At 73.4% G+C, this 15,133-nt stretch carries 11 protein-coding genes; 4 read left to right on the forward strand and 7 right to left on the reverse strand.

The window, feature by feature from the left end:
* Positions 1-197 precede the first annotated feature (197 nt).
* Together AMPC_RS17715 and AMPC_RS17720 are read left to right on the forward strand one after the other, a co-directional pair.
* Positions 198-941, forward strand: coding sequence for a metallophosphoesterase family protein (locus tag AMPC_RS17715; RefSeq protein ID WP_248342807.1), 744 nt, complete (start codon positions 198-200; stop codon positions 939-941).
* Positions 938-2,335, forward strand: coding sequence for a bifunctional serine/threonine-protein kinase/universal stress protein (locus AMPC_RS17720; RefSeq protein WP_248342808.1), 1,398 nt, complete (start codon positions 938-940; stop codon positions 2,333-2,335). The genes AMPC_RS17715 and AMPC_RS17720 overlap by 4 nt, the downstream gene beginning before the upstream one ends.
* 257 nt (positions 2,336-2,592) lie before the next feature.
* Here AMPC_RS17720 and AMPC_RS17725 read toward each other — a convergent pair whose 3' ends face one another.
* Both AMPC_RS17725 and AMPC_RS17730 read right to left on the reverse strand, forming a co-directional pair.
* On the reverse strand, positions 2,593-4,284 hold the full coding sequence (locus AMPC_RS17725) for an MFS transporter (RefSeq protein WP_248342809.1): 1,692 nt from the start codon (positions 4,282-4,284) through the stop codon (positions 2,593-2,595).
* A gap of 127 nt (positions 4,285-4,411) precedes the next feature.
* Complete coding sequence (locus AMPC_RS17730; RefSeq protein WP_248342810.1) at positions 4,412-5,563, reverse strand: MFS transporter; 1,152 nt, start codon at positions 5,561-5,563, stop codon at positions 4,412-4,414.
* Between the two features lie 19 nt (positions 5,564-5,582).
* Here AMPC_RS17730 and AMPC_RS17735 point away from each other — a divergent pair, with 19 nt between their 5' ends.
* Together AMPC_RS17735 and AMPC_RS17740 are read left to right on the forward strand one after the other, a co-directional pair.
* A complete protein-coding gene (locus tag AMPC_RS17735; RefSeq protein ID WP_248342811.1) occupies positions 5,583-6,635 on the forward strand; it encodes a sugar phosphate nucleotidyltransferase in 1,053 nt (350 codons plus the stop codon).
* A 209-nt stretch (positions 6,636-6,844) separates the two neighbouring features.
* Positions 6,845-7,516 carry a PadR family transcriptional regulator gene (locus AMPC_RS17740; RefSeq protein ID WP_248342812.1) on the forward strand — a complete coding sequence of 224 codons (672 nt, stop codon included), beginning with the start codon at positions 6,845-6,847 and terminating at the stop codon, positions 7,514-7,516.
* 58 nt (positions 7,517-7,574) lie between these two features.
* Here AMPC_RS17740 and AMPC_RS17745 read toward each other — a convergent pair whose 3' ends face one another.
* The 5 genes from AMPC_RS17745 to AMPC_RS17765 form a co-directional block, all read right to left on the reverse strand.
* A complete protein-coding gene (locus AMPC_RS17745; RefSeq protein ID WP_248342813.1) occupies positions 7,575-8,582 on the reverse strand; it encodes an NAD-dependent epimerase/dehydratase family protein in 1,008 nt (335 codons plus the stop codon).
* 43 nt (positions 8,583-8,625) lie between these two features.
* Positions 8,626-9,816, reverse strand: a complete 1,191-nt coding sequence (locus AMPC_RS17750; protein WP_248342814.1) for an N-acetyltransferase — start codon at positions 9,814-9,816, stop codon at positions 8,626-8,628.
* 31 nt (positions 9,817-9,847) lie between these two features.
* Positions 9,848-11,389, reverse strand: coding sequence for an aminotransferase class I/II-fold pyridoxal phosphate-dependent enzyme (locus AMPC_RS17755; protein WP_248342815.1), 1,542 nt, complete (start codon positions 11,387-11,389; stop codon positions 9,848-9,850).
* A 97-nt stretch (positions 11,390-11,486) separates the two neighbouring features.
* On the reverse strand, positions 11,487-14,009 hold the full coding sequence (locus AMPC_RS17760) for an efflux RND transporter permease subunit (protein WP_248342817.1): 2,523 nt from the start codon (positions 14,007-14,009) through the stop codon (positions 11,487-11,489).
* On the reverse strand, positions 14,006-15,121 hold the full coding sequence (locus tag AMPC_RS17765; RefSeq protein WP_248342818.1) for a Gfo/Idh/MocA family protein: 1,116 nt from the start codon (positions 15,119-15,121) through the stop codon (positions 14,006-14,008). Before AMPC_RS17765 ends, AMPC_RS17760 begins: the two co-directional genes overlap by 4 nt.
* Positions 15,122-15,133 lie beyond the last annotated feature (12 nt).

Here is a 15,133-nt window from a genome sequence, read left to right on the forward strand (position 1 = left end):
TCCTCCAGACCTCCTCCGGACCAGAGAACTGTACCAGACGCCGCAATGGCTCAGACGGGGCGGATCAATGCCCAATCGAGTCAACGCGCTGGTGTTTCAGGCGAAAATCGCAAATTTACTTTGACGCAGCCGTTGCGCACCCATTTGAGCTTGATCTGATGCAGCAGTAATCGTCCGTTTGCGCGAAGTTGAGATCGATGCGGCTGGCCCTCCTCGCCGACGTCCACGCCAACCTCGAGGCCCTCCGCGCCTGCCTCGCGCACGCGCGCGCGGAGGGCGCGGAAGCCCACGCGTTCGCGGGCGATCTCGTCGGCTACGGGGCGGATCCGGTGGCGGTGCTGGAGATCGTCGCCGAGCACGCCGCGCGCGGCGCGATGGTGGTGCGGGGCAACCACGACCAGGCGGCGATCGACGGTCTCACCGGCAGCATGGACCCGGCCGCGGCGGAGGCCATCGCCTGGACCCGCGCCCGGCTCGGCCCGGCCGAGCGCGCCTTCCTCGAGGGGCTGCCCCTGGTGGCGCGCCAGGGCGAGCTCGCCCTGGTCCACGCGAGCGCCGACCGGCCGGCGGACTGGACCTACGTGACCGACCCCTGGCGCGCGGCGCAGAGCCTGGCGGCGGCGGGCGCGACCTGGGTCTACTGCGGCCACGTGCACCAGCCGGCCCTCTACTACGCCGGCGCCGGCGGCCGGGTGCTCCCCTTCACGCCGGTGCCGGAGGTGGCCATCCCGGTGCCGGGGCACCGGCGCTGGCTCGCGGTGATCGGCTCGGCGGGCCAGCCGCGCGACGGCATCGCGGCCGCCTGCTACGCCCTCGCCGACCTCGCGCGCGGCACGCTCACCTTTCACCGGGTGCCGTACGACGTCGCCGGCGCGGCGGCGCGGATCCGGGCGGCGGGGCTGCCGGAGCGGCTCGCCGCGCGGCTGGAGCGCGGGCGGTGACGAGCGAGCTCCTCGCGCCCGGGACCGAGCTCGGCGGCTTCGTCGTCGGGGAGCCGCTCCACGCGGGCGGGATGGGGGTGGTCTACGCCGCGCGGCGGCCTGGGTCGGAGGCGCCGCTCGTCATGAAGGTGCCGCGCCTCGGCTTCGGCGAGCCGGGCGAGACGGTGGTCACCTTCGAGGTGGAGCAGACCGTGCACGCGGCGCTGCGCGGCCCGCACGTGCCGCGGTTCGTGGCGGCCGGCGGGCTCGAGGAGGGCCGGCCGTGGCTGGTGATGGAGCGGGTCGAGGGCCGCCCGCTGCGCGACGAGCTGGAGCGGGCGCCGCTCCCGCCCGAGGAGGTGGCGCGGCTCGGCGCGGCGGTGGCCCGCGCGCTGCACGACGTCCACGCGCAGGAGGCGATCCACCTCGACCTCAAGCCCTCGAACGTGATCCTGCGGCCGGACGGCGAGGCGGTGCTGCTCGACTTCGGCCTCGCGCACCACGCCCACTTCCCCGATCTCCTCGCCGAGGAGGTGCGCCACCCGGTCGGCTCGGCCCCCTACATCGCGCCGGAGCAGGTGCTCGGCCAGCGGGGGGACCTGCGGAGCGACCTCTTCGCGCTCGGCGCGGTGCTGTACGAGCTCGCCACCGGCCGGCTCCCGTTCGGCGCGCCCACCTCGCCCGCCGGGCTGCGCAAGCGGCTCTTCCGCGACCCCCTCCCGCCGCGCGCCGTCGCGCCCGGGATCCCGGAGTGGCTGCAGGAGGTGGTGCTCCGCTGCCTCGAGCCCGACCCGGAGCGGCGCCACCCCTCGGCGGCGCAGCTGGCCCTGGACCTCGCCCACCCCGGCGAGATCGTGGTCACCGAGCGGGGCCGGCGGCTGCGGCGGCGCGCCGGGCTCCGCGAGCTCCTGCGCTGGCTGCAGACGCTCGGGTTCGAGCCGCCCCCGCCGTCGCACCCCTCGGTCCACCTGGCGCGGGCGCCCATCGTGCTCGCGGCGATCGCCACCGAGCACCGGAACCGGGCGGAGCTCGAGGCGGTCCGCGAGGCGGCGCGCCGGCTGCTCGCGGCCGACCCGGGCAACCGGCTCGCCTGCGTGACGGTGATCCCGCCCGCGCCGGAGCTGGGCGGCTCCGACGCGGCCGACACCGCCACGCGCCGGCGGCTCCGGCACCTCGCGATCCTGCGCCACTGGGCCGAGCCGCTCGGGCTCGAGCCGGGCCGGGTCTCGTTCCACGCCATCGAGGGCTCCGATCCGGCCGCGGCGCTGCTCGCCTACGCCCGCGCGAACCGGGTCGATCACCTGGTCATCGGCGGCCCGCCGCCGGACTGGCCGCTCAAGCGGATCCTCGGCACGGTCGCGACCCGGGTCGCGGTCGAGGCGCCGTGCTCGGTGACGGTGGTGCGGGCGAGGTGAGCGGAAGCCGTGGGCTGCGGCGCCCGGTCACTGGAGCGGGGAGGGGCCCCACCGAAGGTGGGGAGGGGCAGGCCCCTCCCCGCCGGAAGGCGCGCAAGCTCGCGAGCGAAGCGAGGAGCGCCGCGCGCCCGGCTCCGGCGCGGCAGGGGAGGGCCCCCGGCGAGCTCTGCTCGACGGGGAGGGGGCGCAGCCCCCTTCTGATCTGGCCTGAGCGAGCACCGGTGCGCGCCCCCCAGGTCGCGCACCGGGCTGCTCGCTCAGGCGTGCTGGATGTCCCGGTCCTTCGTCTCCGGCATGAAGAGCGCGCCGATGACGAAGGTGATGACCGCGACGACGATCGGGTACCAGAGGCCGTAGTAGACGTCGCCCGTCGCCGCCACCATCGCGAACGAGATGGTCGGGAGGAAGCCGCCGAACCAGCCGTTGCCGATGTGGTACGGCAACGACATCGAGGTGTACCGGATCCGCGCCGGGAAGAGCTCCACCAGCCAGGCGGCGATCGGCGCGTACACCATGGTCACGTAGATCACGAGCAGCGTGAGCAGCAGCAGCACCACGACGTAGTTGATCTTGTCCGGGTCGGCCTTGGCCGGGTAGCCGGCGGTCTTCACCGCGCCGCCCATGGCCTTGTCGAAGGTGGCGCTCTGGGCCTTGAAGTCGGCCGGGGCGAGCTGCCGGCCCGCGAAGCTCGGGATGGTGGTCCCGCCGATCTTGACCGCGGCCACCGTGCCCGGAGGCGCCTCCTCGTTGCGGTAGGGGATCGCCTTCTTCGCGAGCCAGCTCTTGGCCACGTCGCAGGACGAGGTGAACTGCGTCTTGCCGACCGGGTCGAACTGGAAGCTGCAGTCCTTCGGGTCGGCCACCACCGTCACCGGGCTCGCGGCCTCGGCGGCGGCGATGTCCGGGTTCGCGAAGCGGGTGAGCCCCTTGAAGATCGGGAAGTAGGTGAGGGCGGCGACGAGGCAGCCGGCGAGGATGATCCACTTGCGGCCGATCCGGTCGGAGAGCGAGCCGAAGATGATGAAGAACGGCGTGCCGAGGGCGAGCGCGCCGGCGATGAGCAGGTTCGCCGTCTGCGGGTCCACCTTCAGCGTCTGCTGCAGGAAGAAGAGCGCGTAGAACTGGCCCGTGTACCAGACCACCGCCTGGCCGGCGACGCCGCCGAACAGGACCAGCAGCACGATCTTGAGGTTGCCCCAGCGCAGGAAGGACTCGGTGAGCGGCGCCTTCGAGGCCTTGCCCTCCTCCTTCATGCGCTTGAACACCGGCGACTCGGCGAGCTGGAGCCGGATGTAGACCGAGACCGCCAGCAGGAGCACCGAGATGAGGAAGGGCACGCGCCAGCCCCAGGTCTCGAACGAGGGGCCGAGGGCGGTGCGGCAGGCCAGGATGACGAGCAGCGACAGGAAGAGGCCCAGCGTGGCCGTGGTCTGGATCCAGCTCGTGAAGTTGCCCCGCCGCCCGGGCGGCGCGTGCTCGGCCACGTAGGTGGCGGCGCCGCCGTACTCGCCGCCGAGCGCGAGCCCCTGCAGGAGGCGCAGCCCGATGAGGATGATGGGGGCGGCCACGCCGATGGTCGCGTACGAGGGCAGGAGGCCGACGATGGCGGTCGAGAGCCCCATGATGAGGATGGTGAGCAGGAAGGTGTGCTTGCGGCCGATCATGTCGCCGAGCCGGCCGAAGACCAGCGCGCCGAAGGGACGGACCGCGAAGCCGGCCGCGAACGCGAGCAGCGCGAAGATGAAGGCGCTGGTCTCGTTCACCCCGGAGAAGAACTGCTTCGAGATGATCGCCGCCAGCGAGCCGTACAGGTAGAAGTCGTACCACTCGAACACCGTCCCGAGCGACGAGGCGAAGATCACCATCTTCTCGTCGCGGGTGATCGCCGCGGCCGCGCTTCCGGACGGGCGGTGCAAGGGGGGCAAGGTGGTGGTTCCGGACGTCGCCATCGGGTGCGCCTCCAGCGCCAAGAGGGGGAAAAGACGGATCTTCCCTTGACCGGACGGGGGTACCCGATTCACCCGATGAATGGGGCGTGACCCAAGCGGACTGCGGAACTCTTCGCGCGACCGTGGGTCAACGCCGCCAGCGGCGGGCGAGCAGGCCCGCGAGGACGAGCGGCACGAGCTCCACCCGCGCCGCCCAGCCGAACAGCGGCCCGACGCCTCCGAGCCGGTCGTAGCCGATGCCGGCGAGCTGGTAGCCGAGGCCGTTCCCGGCGCCGAACACCACGGCCGAGAACAGCGCCTGCCCGGTGACCCGCAGCCGCGAGGGGACGAGCGCCGTCATCGCCGACATGGCCGCTCCCCAGAACAGGCCGAAGGTGAGCCCGTGCAGCGACTGCAGCGCCACCACCGCCGCCGCCGAGCGCGCCTGCGAGAGGAGCGTCCAGCGGAGCGCCGAGCCGGCGAAGGCGGCCAGGAAGAGCGCCCGCGGCGAGAGCCGGGCGGCGAGCCGCGGGTAGGCGAGGAGCACCAGCACCTCCGCGCCGACGCCCACGGTCATGGCGAGCCCGGTGACGCCCGAGGGCAGCCCGGCGTCGCGGACGAAGACCCCGAAGAGGAGGTGGAACGGCGCGCAGGCGGCCCAGTGCAGCGCGCAGGCGGCGATGAGGGCCAGGAGCGGCGGGCTCCGGAGCAGGGCGAGCGTCTCGCGCAGGGCCGGCCTCGGGCCGGCGGCCGCGGTCTCGGGCAGGCGGCGCGCCGCCCAGGCGTAGCCGGCCACGCAGGCGGCGATGGCGAGCGGGACCGCCGCGTCCCCGGCCCGGTCGCCGCGCGCGGTGAGGAGGAGCCCGAGCCCCTGCGCCAGCAGGATGTAGCCGAGCGAGCCGAAGAGCCGGATGCGGGTGTACGACGGCCCCGGCGGACGGGTCTGCTCGAGGGTGACGGCGTCGGCGAGCGGGATGACGGCCGGCTGCGCGAGCGCCTGGAGCCCCAGCACCAGCGCGACCGCGGCCGGGGCGTGGGCGAGCGGCAGGAAGGCGGTGGCGGCCGCCGCCCAGAGCGCGGCGAGCGAGAGGGCCCGGGCCGGCGCGCCGAGCCGGTCGGCCGCCGCCGCCCAGCCGAGGGCGACCGGGGCGGAGAGCAGCGGGCCGATGAGCTGCACCGTCCCGATCGCCGCGCCGGAGAACCCGAGGCCGCGCAGGTAGGGCGCGAGGAACGGGAGCGTGGCGCCGACGCTGCCGTAGTAGAGCGCGTAGAACAGGCGCAGGCGCGCGGGCGTCGTCATCGGTTATGGTGCTCCTACCATGGAACGCCCCGGGGAGAGCGGCCCCGCGCCGCGCGCGCCGCTCGTCGGCATGGTGCTCGGCGCCGGCCTCGGGACGCGGCTGCGCCCGCTCACGAACCTCCTCCCCAAGCCGGCGGCGCCGGTCTGCGGCGCCCCGCTGCTGGGCCACGCCTTCCGCGCGCTCGCCCGCGCCGGTGCCGCCCGCCTGGTGGTCAACGCGCACCACCTCCCGGGGGCGCTCGCGCGCGCCGCCGAGGGCGCGGCGGCCGAGGTCGGCCTCCCGCTCGCGGTGTCCGAGGAGCCGGTGATCGCGGGGACCGGCGGTGCGCTGCGCGAGGCGCGGCGCCACCTCGACGGCGCCGGCGAGGTGGTGCTCTGGAACGGCGACATCCTCTTCGACCTCGACCTCGAGGCCGCCCTCGCCGCCCACCGCGCGAGCGGCGCGCTCGCCACGATGGTGCTCCTCCCCATGCCCGCCGGCGCGACCTACGCCTCGGTCGAGGTGGACGGCGAGGGCGCGGTGCGCCGGATCGCGAGCCGCTTCGGGCCGGGCGGGGAGGGGCTCACGCCCTGGCACTTCTCCGGCGTGCACGTGCTCTCGCCGGGGCTGCTGGCGCGGGTGCCGGAGGCGCCGTTCGAGGTGGACGTCAACCGGCACGTCTACCCGCCGCTCATGGCCTCGGGCGCGGTGCGCGGCTTCGTCGCGAGCGGCTACTGGAACGACCTCGGCACGCCGGCCCGCTACCTCGAGGCCTGTCTCGACGCGCTCGCGGGGAGGACCGGGGGCGCGGTGCGGCTCCCGGGCGGGGAGGCAGCGCCCGGCGTGCGCGTCGCGCCCGGCGCGCGGGTCCACCCGCAGGCGCGGCTCCACGGCCCCGCGCTTGTCTGCGAGGGGGCGGAGGTCGGCGCCTTCGCCGAGGTGGGGCCGGGGGCGGTGCTCGAGCCTGGCAGCCGGGTGGGGGAGGGCGCCCGGGTGCGCGAGGCGGTGCTCTGGGAGGGGACCCAGGTCGCGGCGGGCGAGCGGGTCGAGCGCGCGGTGGCGGCGGGGACGTTGCGGGTTCCCGCCGGCTAGAAGCGCGTCGCCGGCCCCTGCGACAGCAGGGAGAGCCTTCCCTCCGACCGGCGAGATTCCCTGTAGGAACGAGGTGTTGGACGCAGCAGCGGGCCCCGAGGCGCGCTTCGCTTGACGGCTTATATCGTACGACATATCTAGTGACTGTATCGTTCGATACGTCGAGCGATCAGGGCGGCGCGGCGCCGTCCGCTTCGAGGAGAACGCACATGCACTTCGGACATCGGTTTCACCACGCGATGGAGCAGGGCCTCGCGGAGGCCGGCTTCGGCCCGTGGGCCTGCGGGCCACGCGGCTTCGGCGGTCACCGCCACGGTCACCACGGCCACGGGCGGCCGTTCGGCTTCGGCCGCGGCGGCGATCCGGGCGACTTCGGGTTCCGCGCGGGGCGGAAGCTCTCGTCGTCGGACCTGCAGCTGCTCCTGCTCGCCCTGATCGGCGAGGCGCCCCGCCACGGCTACGAGCTCATCAAGGCGGTCGAGGAGCGGTCGGGCGGCTTCTACACGCCGAGCCCCGGCGTCATCTACCCGGCGCTCACCTACCTCGAGGAGGCGGGGCTCGCGGCCTCCGAGGCGGAGGGCGCGCGCAAGCGCTACCGGCTCACCGAGGAGGGCGCGAAGGACCTCGCGGCGCGACGGACCGAGGCCGACGCGCTCCTCGCGCAGCTCGCCCGCATCGGGGAGAGGATGGCGCGCGTCCGCGACGCCTTCGCCGACGAGGTGGAGGGCGACGCGCGCGGGGCGCCGGAGCGGGCCGAGCTGCACGACGCCGTGCATGCGCTGCGCGAGGCGGTGCGGTCGCGCCGCGGGGCCGCGGTCGAGGAGCTCCGCCGGGTGATCGGGATCCTGCGCGAGGCCGCGCAGAAGATCGCGAAGGGGTGAGCCGGGCGGCGCGAGGTCCACGCGCCCGTCATGGTCACCGGGTGACCATGACGGGGCATCACGGCGAGGGCGCCGGCCCGCCCGCGAGGTGCCCCTCGGCCACCAGCGTCTGCCGCATCCCCTCGCCGAGCAGGAACCGCGGCGCGTAGCCGAGCTCGCTGCGGGCGCGGGAGGCGTCGCAGGTCCAGGAGGGCTGGCGGATCTCGCGGACCTTGTCGAGCGAGAAGACCGCCGCCTTGCGGCGCAGCTGCGCGAAGGCGGTCGCGCCGGCGGCGGCGACCCAGCTCACCGCCTCGGGCAGGGCGAGGACGCGGCCCGAGACCCCGAGCGGACCGAGCGCGGCGCGGCCGATCTCCTCCCAGGTGTAGGTCGCGCCGTCGTCGAGGTAGTAGACGCCCTCGCCGCCGGCCGGCCCGAGCCGGCGCCCATGCTCCAGGGCGAGCGCGATCCCCTGCGCCAGGTCCTCGACGTGCACCACGCTGTAGCGCTTCTCGGCGAGGCCGGCCTTCACGATGAGCCCGGCGCGGGCCATGGCGAGGAGCGGCGGCAGCACCTCGCGGTCGCCCGGGCCGTAGACGATGGGCGGCCGGACCACGGTCGCCTCGAGCCGGAAGGCGAGGTCCCGCAGCACCGCCTCGGCGGCGAGCTTGCTCTCGCCGTAGGCCGAGACCGGGGCCGGCGGGTCGTCCGCCGTGCGCGGCCGCGCCGCAGTGGAGGGGCCCGCCGCCGCGAGCGAGGAGACGAGGACGAAGCGGGTGGCCCCGGCGGCGATGGCGGCGTCGGCGAGGTGCCGCGTCCCGCCGGCGTTGACCGCGAAGAAGGCGGGCCGGCCGAGGGCCTTCACCACGCCGGCGAGGTGGAGCACCGCCTCGCAGCCCTCCACCGCCGCGGGCAGGGTGGCGGGCTCGCAGACGTCGCCCTTCACCACCTCGGCGCCGGCCGCCGAGAGCGGCGCGGCGGCGGCGGGGTTGCGCGCCAGCGCCCGCACCGCGTGGCCGCGCGCGAGCAGGACGCGGCAGACGTGCTGGCCGATGAAGCCGGTCGAGCCGGTGACGAGGACCTTCACCGCGGGGATCCCTCCGGCGCCCGCCGGACCGGGCGGACGCGTCCTACTCGACCGGCGTCTCGAAGATCCGGTAGGTCTTGTGCCGGACGCACCCGCAGGCCTCGATGGCGCGGTTGATGAGGTGGTTGTCCTCGAGCGTCCAGGAGATCTCGCCGCCCTTGTAGCCGAGCTGGCGGGCGCGCTGGATGGTCTCGACCACGAGGACGGCGTCGATGCCGCGCTTGCGGTAGCGCTCGATCACGCCGAGGGCCATGAGCCGCACCCGGTCGATCTGGCGCGAGTAGTACATGAGCTTGGCGAGCCCGATGGGCAGGCCGAAGCGGGTGAGCCGGCCGTCCACGTGGCTCAGCGCCTGGTTGAAGTCGGGCACCGTGAGCGAGAACGCCACCGGCTCGCCGTGGGCCTCGGCGACGAGGCACAGGCCCGGCGCCACGAGCTGCTTCAGGTCGCGGGCGAGCTTGTCGAACTCGGCGTCGGTCATGGGGACGAAGCCCCAGTTCTTCTCCCAGGCGGCGTTGTAGACCGCCTTGAGCCGGGCCACCTCGGCCTCGAAGTCCTTCAGGTTCACCGGCCGGACGAGGAGCCCCTCGCGCTTGCGCACCTTCTCCGCGATGCTCGCGAACTTCTCGGGCGGCGGCTCGGCGGCGGTGCGCTCGAAGGCGTAGAGGTCCTTCGACTTCTTGAGCCCGCACGCGCCGAAGAGGTCGGCGTAGTAGTACGGGTTGTGCGGCATGAGCAGGTACGGCGGCGTGTCGAAGCCGTCCACCAGGAGGCCGCAGTCGTAGTTGGTGGAGAGGTTGAGCGGCCCGATCATCGAGTCGAGGCCGCGCCACCGCGCCCAGGCCTTGGCGGCGCCGAAGAGCGCGGCGGAGACGCCGGGGTCGTTCACCGACTCGTAGAGCCCGAAGTAGGCGGTCTTGGAGCCGTGGAAGGCGTTGAAGTTGCGGTCGTTGACGGCGGCGATGCGCCCCACCGTCTCCCCGCCGCGCCGCGCGAGGTAGAGCCCCACCTCGGAGTGCTTGAAGAACGGGTTCTTGGCCGGATCGAGGAACTCGTGCCGCTCCATGAGCAGCGGCGGGACCCAGTTCGGATCGCCCTTGTTGATCTGCCACTGCAGCCGGATGAAGGCGTCCTTCTCCAGCCCGGACTGGACGGAGACGACCTCCACCTCCGGGTCGGGGCGGGCGGGCTGGCCTTGGGTGGCCGGGTGCTCGGTGACGGCGGGCTGGACCATGTCGTGCCTCGGATCCTGCAAGTTCGCTCCGCTACTCGCGGTCGGCGGTGCGGCCGCCGGACTGGCGCCGCTGGAGCAGCTTCACGCCGGCGCCCATGAGCTTGGTGCGCAGGCGGCGGCGCTGCTGCCAGAGGGTGGTCGGCAGCTCCGCCAGCTTCTTCACGTCCTCGGGGCCGGCGTTGAGGGCGCGCCAGGTCATGATCTCGACCACGTCGCCGAGCCGCTCCGACAGCGGGCGGTCCGACTGCTGGAGCACCTCGCCCACGCCGAGGCTGCCCTTCACCGGGCTGCGCTCCACCGAGATGGCGGTGATGCCGTCCTCGGCCGACGAGTAGAACCCGTTGCAGCCGGGGCGGGCCATCTTCACCTCCACCCGCGTGGAGGGCTTCTTGTAGGGGATGACCCCCATCTCGCGGCCGCAGCGCTGGAAGATGTCGAGCGAGCGGTCCACCTGCTCGTCGGTGTGGGTCGCGGTGAAGACGGTCCGGACCAGCTCCTTCTCGACCGCCGGCCTCACCACCGGCGAGGCGAACATGCCGGCGTCGGTGAGCCTCCGCCAGAAGGAGAGGCAGAGGGTCTGGTCGCCGATCACGATCGGGAGCACCGGGGTGACCGACGGCGCGGTGTCGAAGCCCATCCCGCGCAGCTCGCGGTGGAGCCGCTCGGAGATGTCCCAGAGCCGCGCGCGGCGCTCCGGCTCCTGCTCGATGATCTCGAGGCTCTTGAGCGCGGCGGCGGCGGCGCCCGGCGTCATCGAGGCCGAGAAGACGAGCGGCCGCGACTTGTGCTTGAGCCAGTTGATGACCTCCTTCGGGCCGGCGATGCAGCCGCCGATGGAGGCGAGCGACTTCGAGAAGGTGAGCATCTGGAGGTCCACCTCGTCGTGCAGCCCGAAGTGCTCCCCCGTGCCGCGTCCGCCCTCGCCGAGGACGCCGAAGCCGTGGGCGTCGTCCACGAAGAGCCGCGCGTTGTACTTCTTCTTCAGCTCGACGATCTTCGGCAGGTTCGCGAGGTCGCCCTCCATCGAGTACATGCCGTCGACGACGATGAGCTTGCCGGAGTCCGGATCGGCGCTGGCGAGCAGCCGCTCCAGGTCGTCCATGTTGTTGTGGCGGAAGCGCTTGCAGTCGCCGAGCGCCGCCTGGATGCCCTCGACGAGCGAGGCGTGCACCATGCGGTCGGCGAAGATGGTGTCCTTGCGCAGGATGAGCGACGAGAGGACGCCGACGTTGGTGCCGAAGCCGGTCGAGTAGGTGACCGCGGCCTCGCGGCCGAGGTACTTCGCGAGCCGGTGGTCGAGCTCGTCGTGCAGCTCGGTGGTGCCGTTGAGCACGCGCGAGCCGCAGGTGGAGGCGCCCCACCGGCGCGAGGCCTCGGCGGCGGCCTCCTTGACCCGGGGGTCGTTGGCGAGCCCGAGGTAGTTGTTGGAGCAGGCCATGATGACCCGCTTGCCGTCGATCACCACCTCGGTGCCGTCGGTCTCCTGGATGACCCGGTAGTACGCGTAGTGGCCCGCGAGCTTGGCGAGGTCGGCGTCCTTCCAGTTGACGCACTTCTCGAAGATGTCTGCCATGTTCCTGACTCTCCGCCCTTTCCGGGGCCCTTCGGCGCCGCGCTGCGTGAGTATCGAACGGGAGGCGTCGCGTCAAGCGACCGCCCGGACGGAACGCCTACTCCGTCCTACATCGATCGCCGCGCTCGATCCAGGCGGGGAGGACGAGGAGGGCGGCGGTGAGGCAGGCCACCTCGCCGAGCGAGGCGAGGAGCCCGAACCCGCGCAGGGCGCGGTTGTCGGCCACGAGCAGCGAGGCGTACCCGATGATGGTGGTGGCCGAGCAGAGCGCCACCGCGCCCCCGGTCTCGCGCACGGTGCGGCACATCGAGCCCTCGCCCTCGAGCTGCCAGCGCTGGACGATGTTCACCGCGTAGTCGATGCCGATGCCGAAGGTGATCGGCAGCACCACGAAGTTGAGGAAGTTGAGCCGGACCCGGGCCGCCGCGGCCGCGCCGAGGAGCCAGGCCACGCCCACGAGCAGGCTCCCGACGGTCCAGAGGCTCGGGCGGAGCCGGCCGAAGACCAGCGTCGCGAGCAGGCAGACCAGGGCGAGCGCGGCGAAGGTGGCGCGCGGCCCGTCGCTCCAGATGGCGCCGGCGATGTCGTTGAAGAGCAGGGACTCGCCCACCGCCTGGGCCCGCACCCCGGAGCGCTCGATCGAGCCGCGCACGAGGCCGGTGATCTCCGAGAGCTGCTTCGGCCCGAGCGTGCCCACCACGCGCGGGAACACCAGCGCCACGCGGCCGGCCGTCCCGTCGCGCTCGGTGAGCGGGACGGAGATGGAGGAGGGGAGCTCGGCGACCGTCACCGGGTGGAGGTCGGGGCGGGGGCGCAGCTCGAGCGCCAGCTTGCGCTGGTCGGGCGGGAGCTTCGAGAGCCGCTGGTCGCTGAGCGAGCGGCGCAGCTTGTCGAGCAGCGGCAGCTTCTCGTCCTGGTGCTCCGGGATGACGTTCTGCAGCGTCCGGATCTCGCGGATGGGGTCGCCGGCGCCGAGCGCCTTGCGGCTCTGCTCGATGGTGGAGACCACCCGCTCGAGCTCCTCGGGCGTCTCCGCCCGCACCACGATGGGCGTGAGGTAGGCCTTGAAGACCTGGTCCACCTTGCGGCCCCAGAACATGGAGCCGCTCCGGGCGCTCTTGGCGGCCCGCAGCTTGGAGAGGTCGTACTCGATGAGGTCGCCGCGGTAGGAGAGGATCCCGCCCGCCGCCGCGACCAGCAGGAGCACCGTGCCCCAGCGGATCGCCTTGCCGTGCCGCTGCACCAGCGTGGAGGCGAAGAGGCCCACGTACCCGGGCGCCTGCCGCGGCAGCTCGTCCGGGTGGCGGCCGTCGATGGTGGCGACGAGCGGCGGGATGAGGAGGTAGGCGGTCACCCAGCAGAGCGCCATGCCCACGCCGCCGATGAGCCCGAACTGGCTGAAGCCGCGGAAGCTCGTGACCGAGAGCGAGAGGTAGGCGAGCCCGGCGCCGAAGGAGGCCACGAAGGTGGCGGCGAGCGTGCCGCGCCAGGCGACCTGGAGCGACGGGAGGATGGGCACCCCGAGCCGCCGCTCCTCCAGGTAGCGCGCCACCAGGATGATCGAGACGTTGATCCCGTTGCCGAGGACGATGGAGCCGAGGAAGGCGGTGTTGGCGTTGAGGTGGCCGACCAGGAACCAGGCGGCCCCGAAGGTGAGCGAGCAGCCCACGAGCAGCGCGGCGCAGATGGCGTAGATGGCGCGCCAGCGCCGGTAGAAGAGCCAGAGCGCCCCGAGCACGAAGACGACGACCACCGCGGTGGAGGAGGCGAGGTCGGCGACGAGCGCGTCCTGCTCCTCGAGCAGCGACTCGACCTCGCCGTCGTAGCCGACCTTGACGCTCGGGTCGTACCGGGCCGGCTGCATCGACGCGACCGTCTCCTTGACGGCCTTCACGAGCTTCTTGTTGGCCTCGTAGCCGCCCATGAGCTCGGGGGGGCGGACCAGGATCACGAGGATCCGGCCGTCCGGCGTCTGGTAGTAGCCGTTGCGGAAGCTCGAGAGCAGGCCGGTGGCCCCCTCGTACTTCTTCTCGATGTCGGAGAAGTCGAGCGGCGGGGCCGGGCCCGGGTCGTTCTCCCCGAGCAGGTCCATGAGCGGGTTGGCCTTCTGCTTCTCCCAGGCCACCCGGGCGTCGATGCGCCGCTGGATCTCCCGCAGGTCGTCGAGGTGCAGGTAGAGCGGGCCGAACCGGTGCATGAACTCCGACTGGGCGTCGGTCCGGTACTCGACCGAGTCCACCATGCCCTTCGGCAGCTGCCGCAGCCTCGCCACCACGTCGTCGGCGAGCCGCTCGAGGGCGTCGCCGTCCTTCCCCTCGAAGACGATCGAGAGGTGCGTCACCGTGTGGAGCTTGGGCCCGAGCGTGCGCGCGGCCACCACGGACGGCGCGCTCTCCGGGAGGAGCTCCTCCACGCTCGAGCGCAGGTCGCCGTAGAGCTGGCGGGTGTACCAGCCGCCCGCGACCGTGAGCGCGGCCGCGAGGACCAGGATCGGCTTGCGCCAGCGGACCAGGAAGGCGACCAGGCGATCGCTCCAGGTCTCCGTCGCCGGCCCCCCGCCCTCCGGGGCCTCCCCCGGGGCGGTGCCCGCCTCGCCGGCGGCCCGATCGCCTCGGCTCACCTGCCGCTCCGGACCGCCTCGTCCGGCGGGACGCCGAGCGGGAGCTCGCGGCAGCCCTGCGCGGCGGACTGGTACGCGGTGGTGATGATCTCGATGCACCGGTAGGCGTCCTGCGCCTCCTTGCCGGCGTAGTCGCCGCGGTCGATGGCGGCCCGGAACTGGTCGAACATGGCGTTGAACCAGCGGGTGTGGCTCGCGTCCATCCAGTCGGAGGCGATGGTCCGCTTCTCGAACTCCCAGGTGACGTTGCCCTGCGCCACGTCCTCGCCGCCGGTCCGCTTCATCACCGCGATCTCGAGGTCGTCGTCGGACACGGTGATCGCGCCCTGGTCGCCCTGCACCGAGTACTGGACCTTGCGGACGCCCGCCGTCCAGGTGAGGTGGGCGTGCGCGAGGCCGTTCGGGAAGGTGAGCACGACCGAGAAGTTGTCCTCGGTGTCGTACTTCTGCGGCTCGAGGTTCGACATCTTGGCGGTGACCGCGGTCGGCCAGGCCCCCATCCAGTCGAACGTCAGGTAGAAGCTGTGGCTGCCGTGGTCCATGGCGATGCCGCCGCCGGAGTAGCGGACCTGGCGGCGCCAGTGGGTGTTCCACTCGGTGACGCCCTTGGCGTGGGTGTTGCGGTAGGTGCCGAGGGTCACCGAGCGCACCTTGCCGATCTTCCCGCTGGCGATGATCTCGCGGATGGCCTGCACCACCGGCGCGTGCTTGTAGTTGTGGGCCGGGAAGAGCACGCGGCGGGCGCGCTTCGCGGTCTCGAGCAGCGAGGCGGCGTCGGCGAGCGTGGTGGTGAGCGGCTTCTCGCAGAGCACGTGGAGCCCGAGCTCGAGCCCGGCGCGCGCGATGGCGGCGTGGTCGCAGGGCGGGGTGGCGACGTCCAGGAAGTCGAGCTCCCGCTCGGCCGCGAGGAGCGCCTCGTGGCTCTCGTAGACCCGGGCGCGCGGCAGCTGCTCGGCCACCTTCTCGCGGCGAGCCGGGCAGACGTCGGCCACGGCCACGATCTCGACGTCCTCCCGCTTCGCGTAGGCGGGCACGTGCCCCTTGGCCCCGATGAAGCCGAAGCCGACCAGGGCGCCGCGGAGGCGCCGACCCGAGCTCGTCCTTCCCGTCATCTCACTTGCTCC

The sequence above is a fragment of the Anaeromyxobacter paludicola genome (assembly GCF_023169965.1).
Taxonomy (GTDB): Bacteria; Myxococcota; Myxococcia; order Myxococcales; family Anaeromyxobacteraceae; genus Anaeromyxobacter_B; species Anaeromyxobacter_B paludicola.

Coding starts and splice junctions, on each gene's coding strand:
- AMPC_RS17735 (WP_248342811.1), top strand. CDS start 5,583: ATGGAACGCCCCGGGGAGAGCGGCCCCGCGCCGCGCGCGCCGCTCGTC.
- AMPC_RS17765 (WP_248342818.1), bottom strand. CDS start 15,121: ATGACGGGAAGGACGAGCTCGGGTCGGCGCCTCCGCGGCGCCCTGGTC.
- AMPC_RS17715 (WP_248342807.1), top strand. CDS start 198: ATGCGGCTGGCCCTCCTCGCCGACGTCCACGCCAACCTCGAGGCCCTC.
- AMPC_RS17740 (WP_248342812.1), top strand. CDS start 6,845: ATGCACTTCGGACATCGGTTTCACCACGCGATGGAGCAGGGCCTCGCG.
- AMPC_RS17730 (WP_248342810.1), bottom strand. CDS start 5,563: ATGACGACGCCCGCGCGCCTGCGCCTGTTCTACGCGCTCTACTACGGC.
- AMPC_RS17750 (WP_248342814.1), bottom strand. CDS start 9,816: ATGGTCCAGCCCGCCGTCACCGAGCACCCGGCCACCCAAGGCCAGCCC.
- AMPC_RS17725 (WP_248342809.1), bottom strand. CDS start 4,284: ATGGCGACGTCCGGAACCACCACCTTGCCCCCCTTGCACCGCCCGTCC.
- AMPC_RS17755 (WP_248342815.1), bottom strand. CDS start 11,389: ATGGCAGACATCTTCGAGAAGTGCGTCAACTGGAAGGACGCCGACCTC.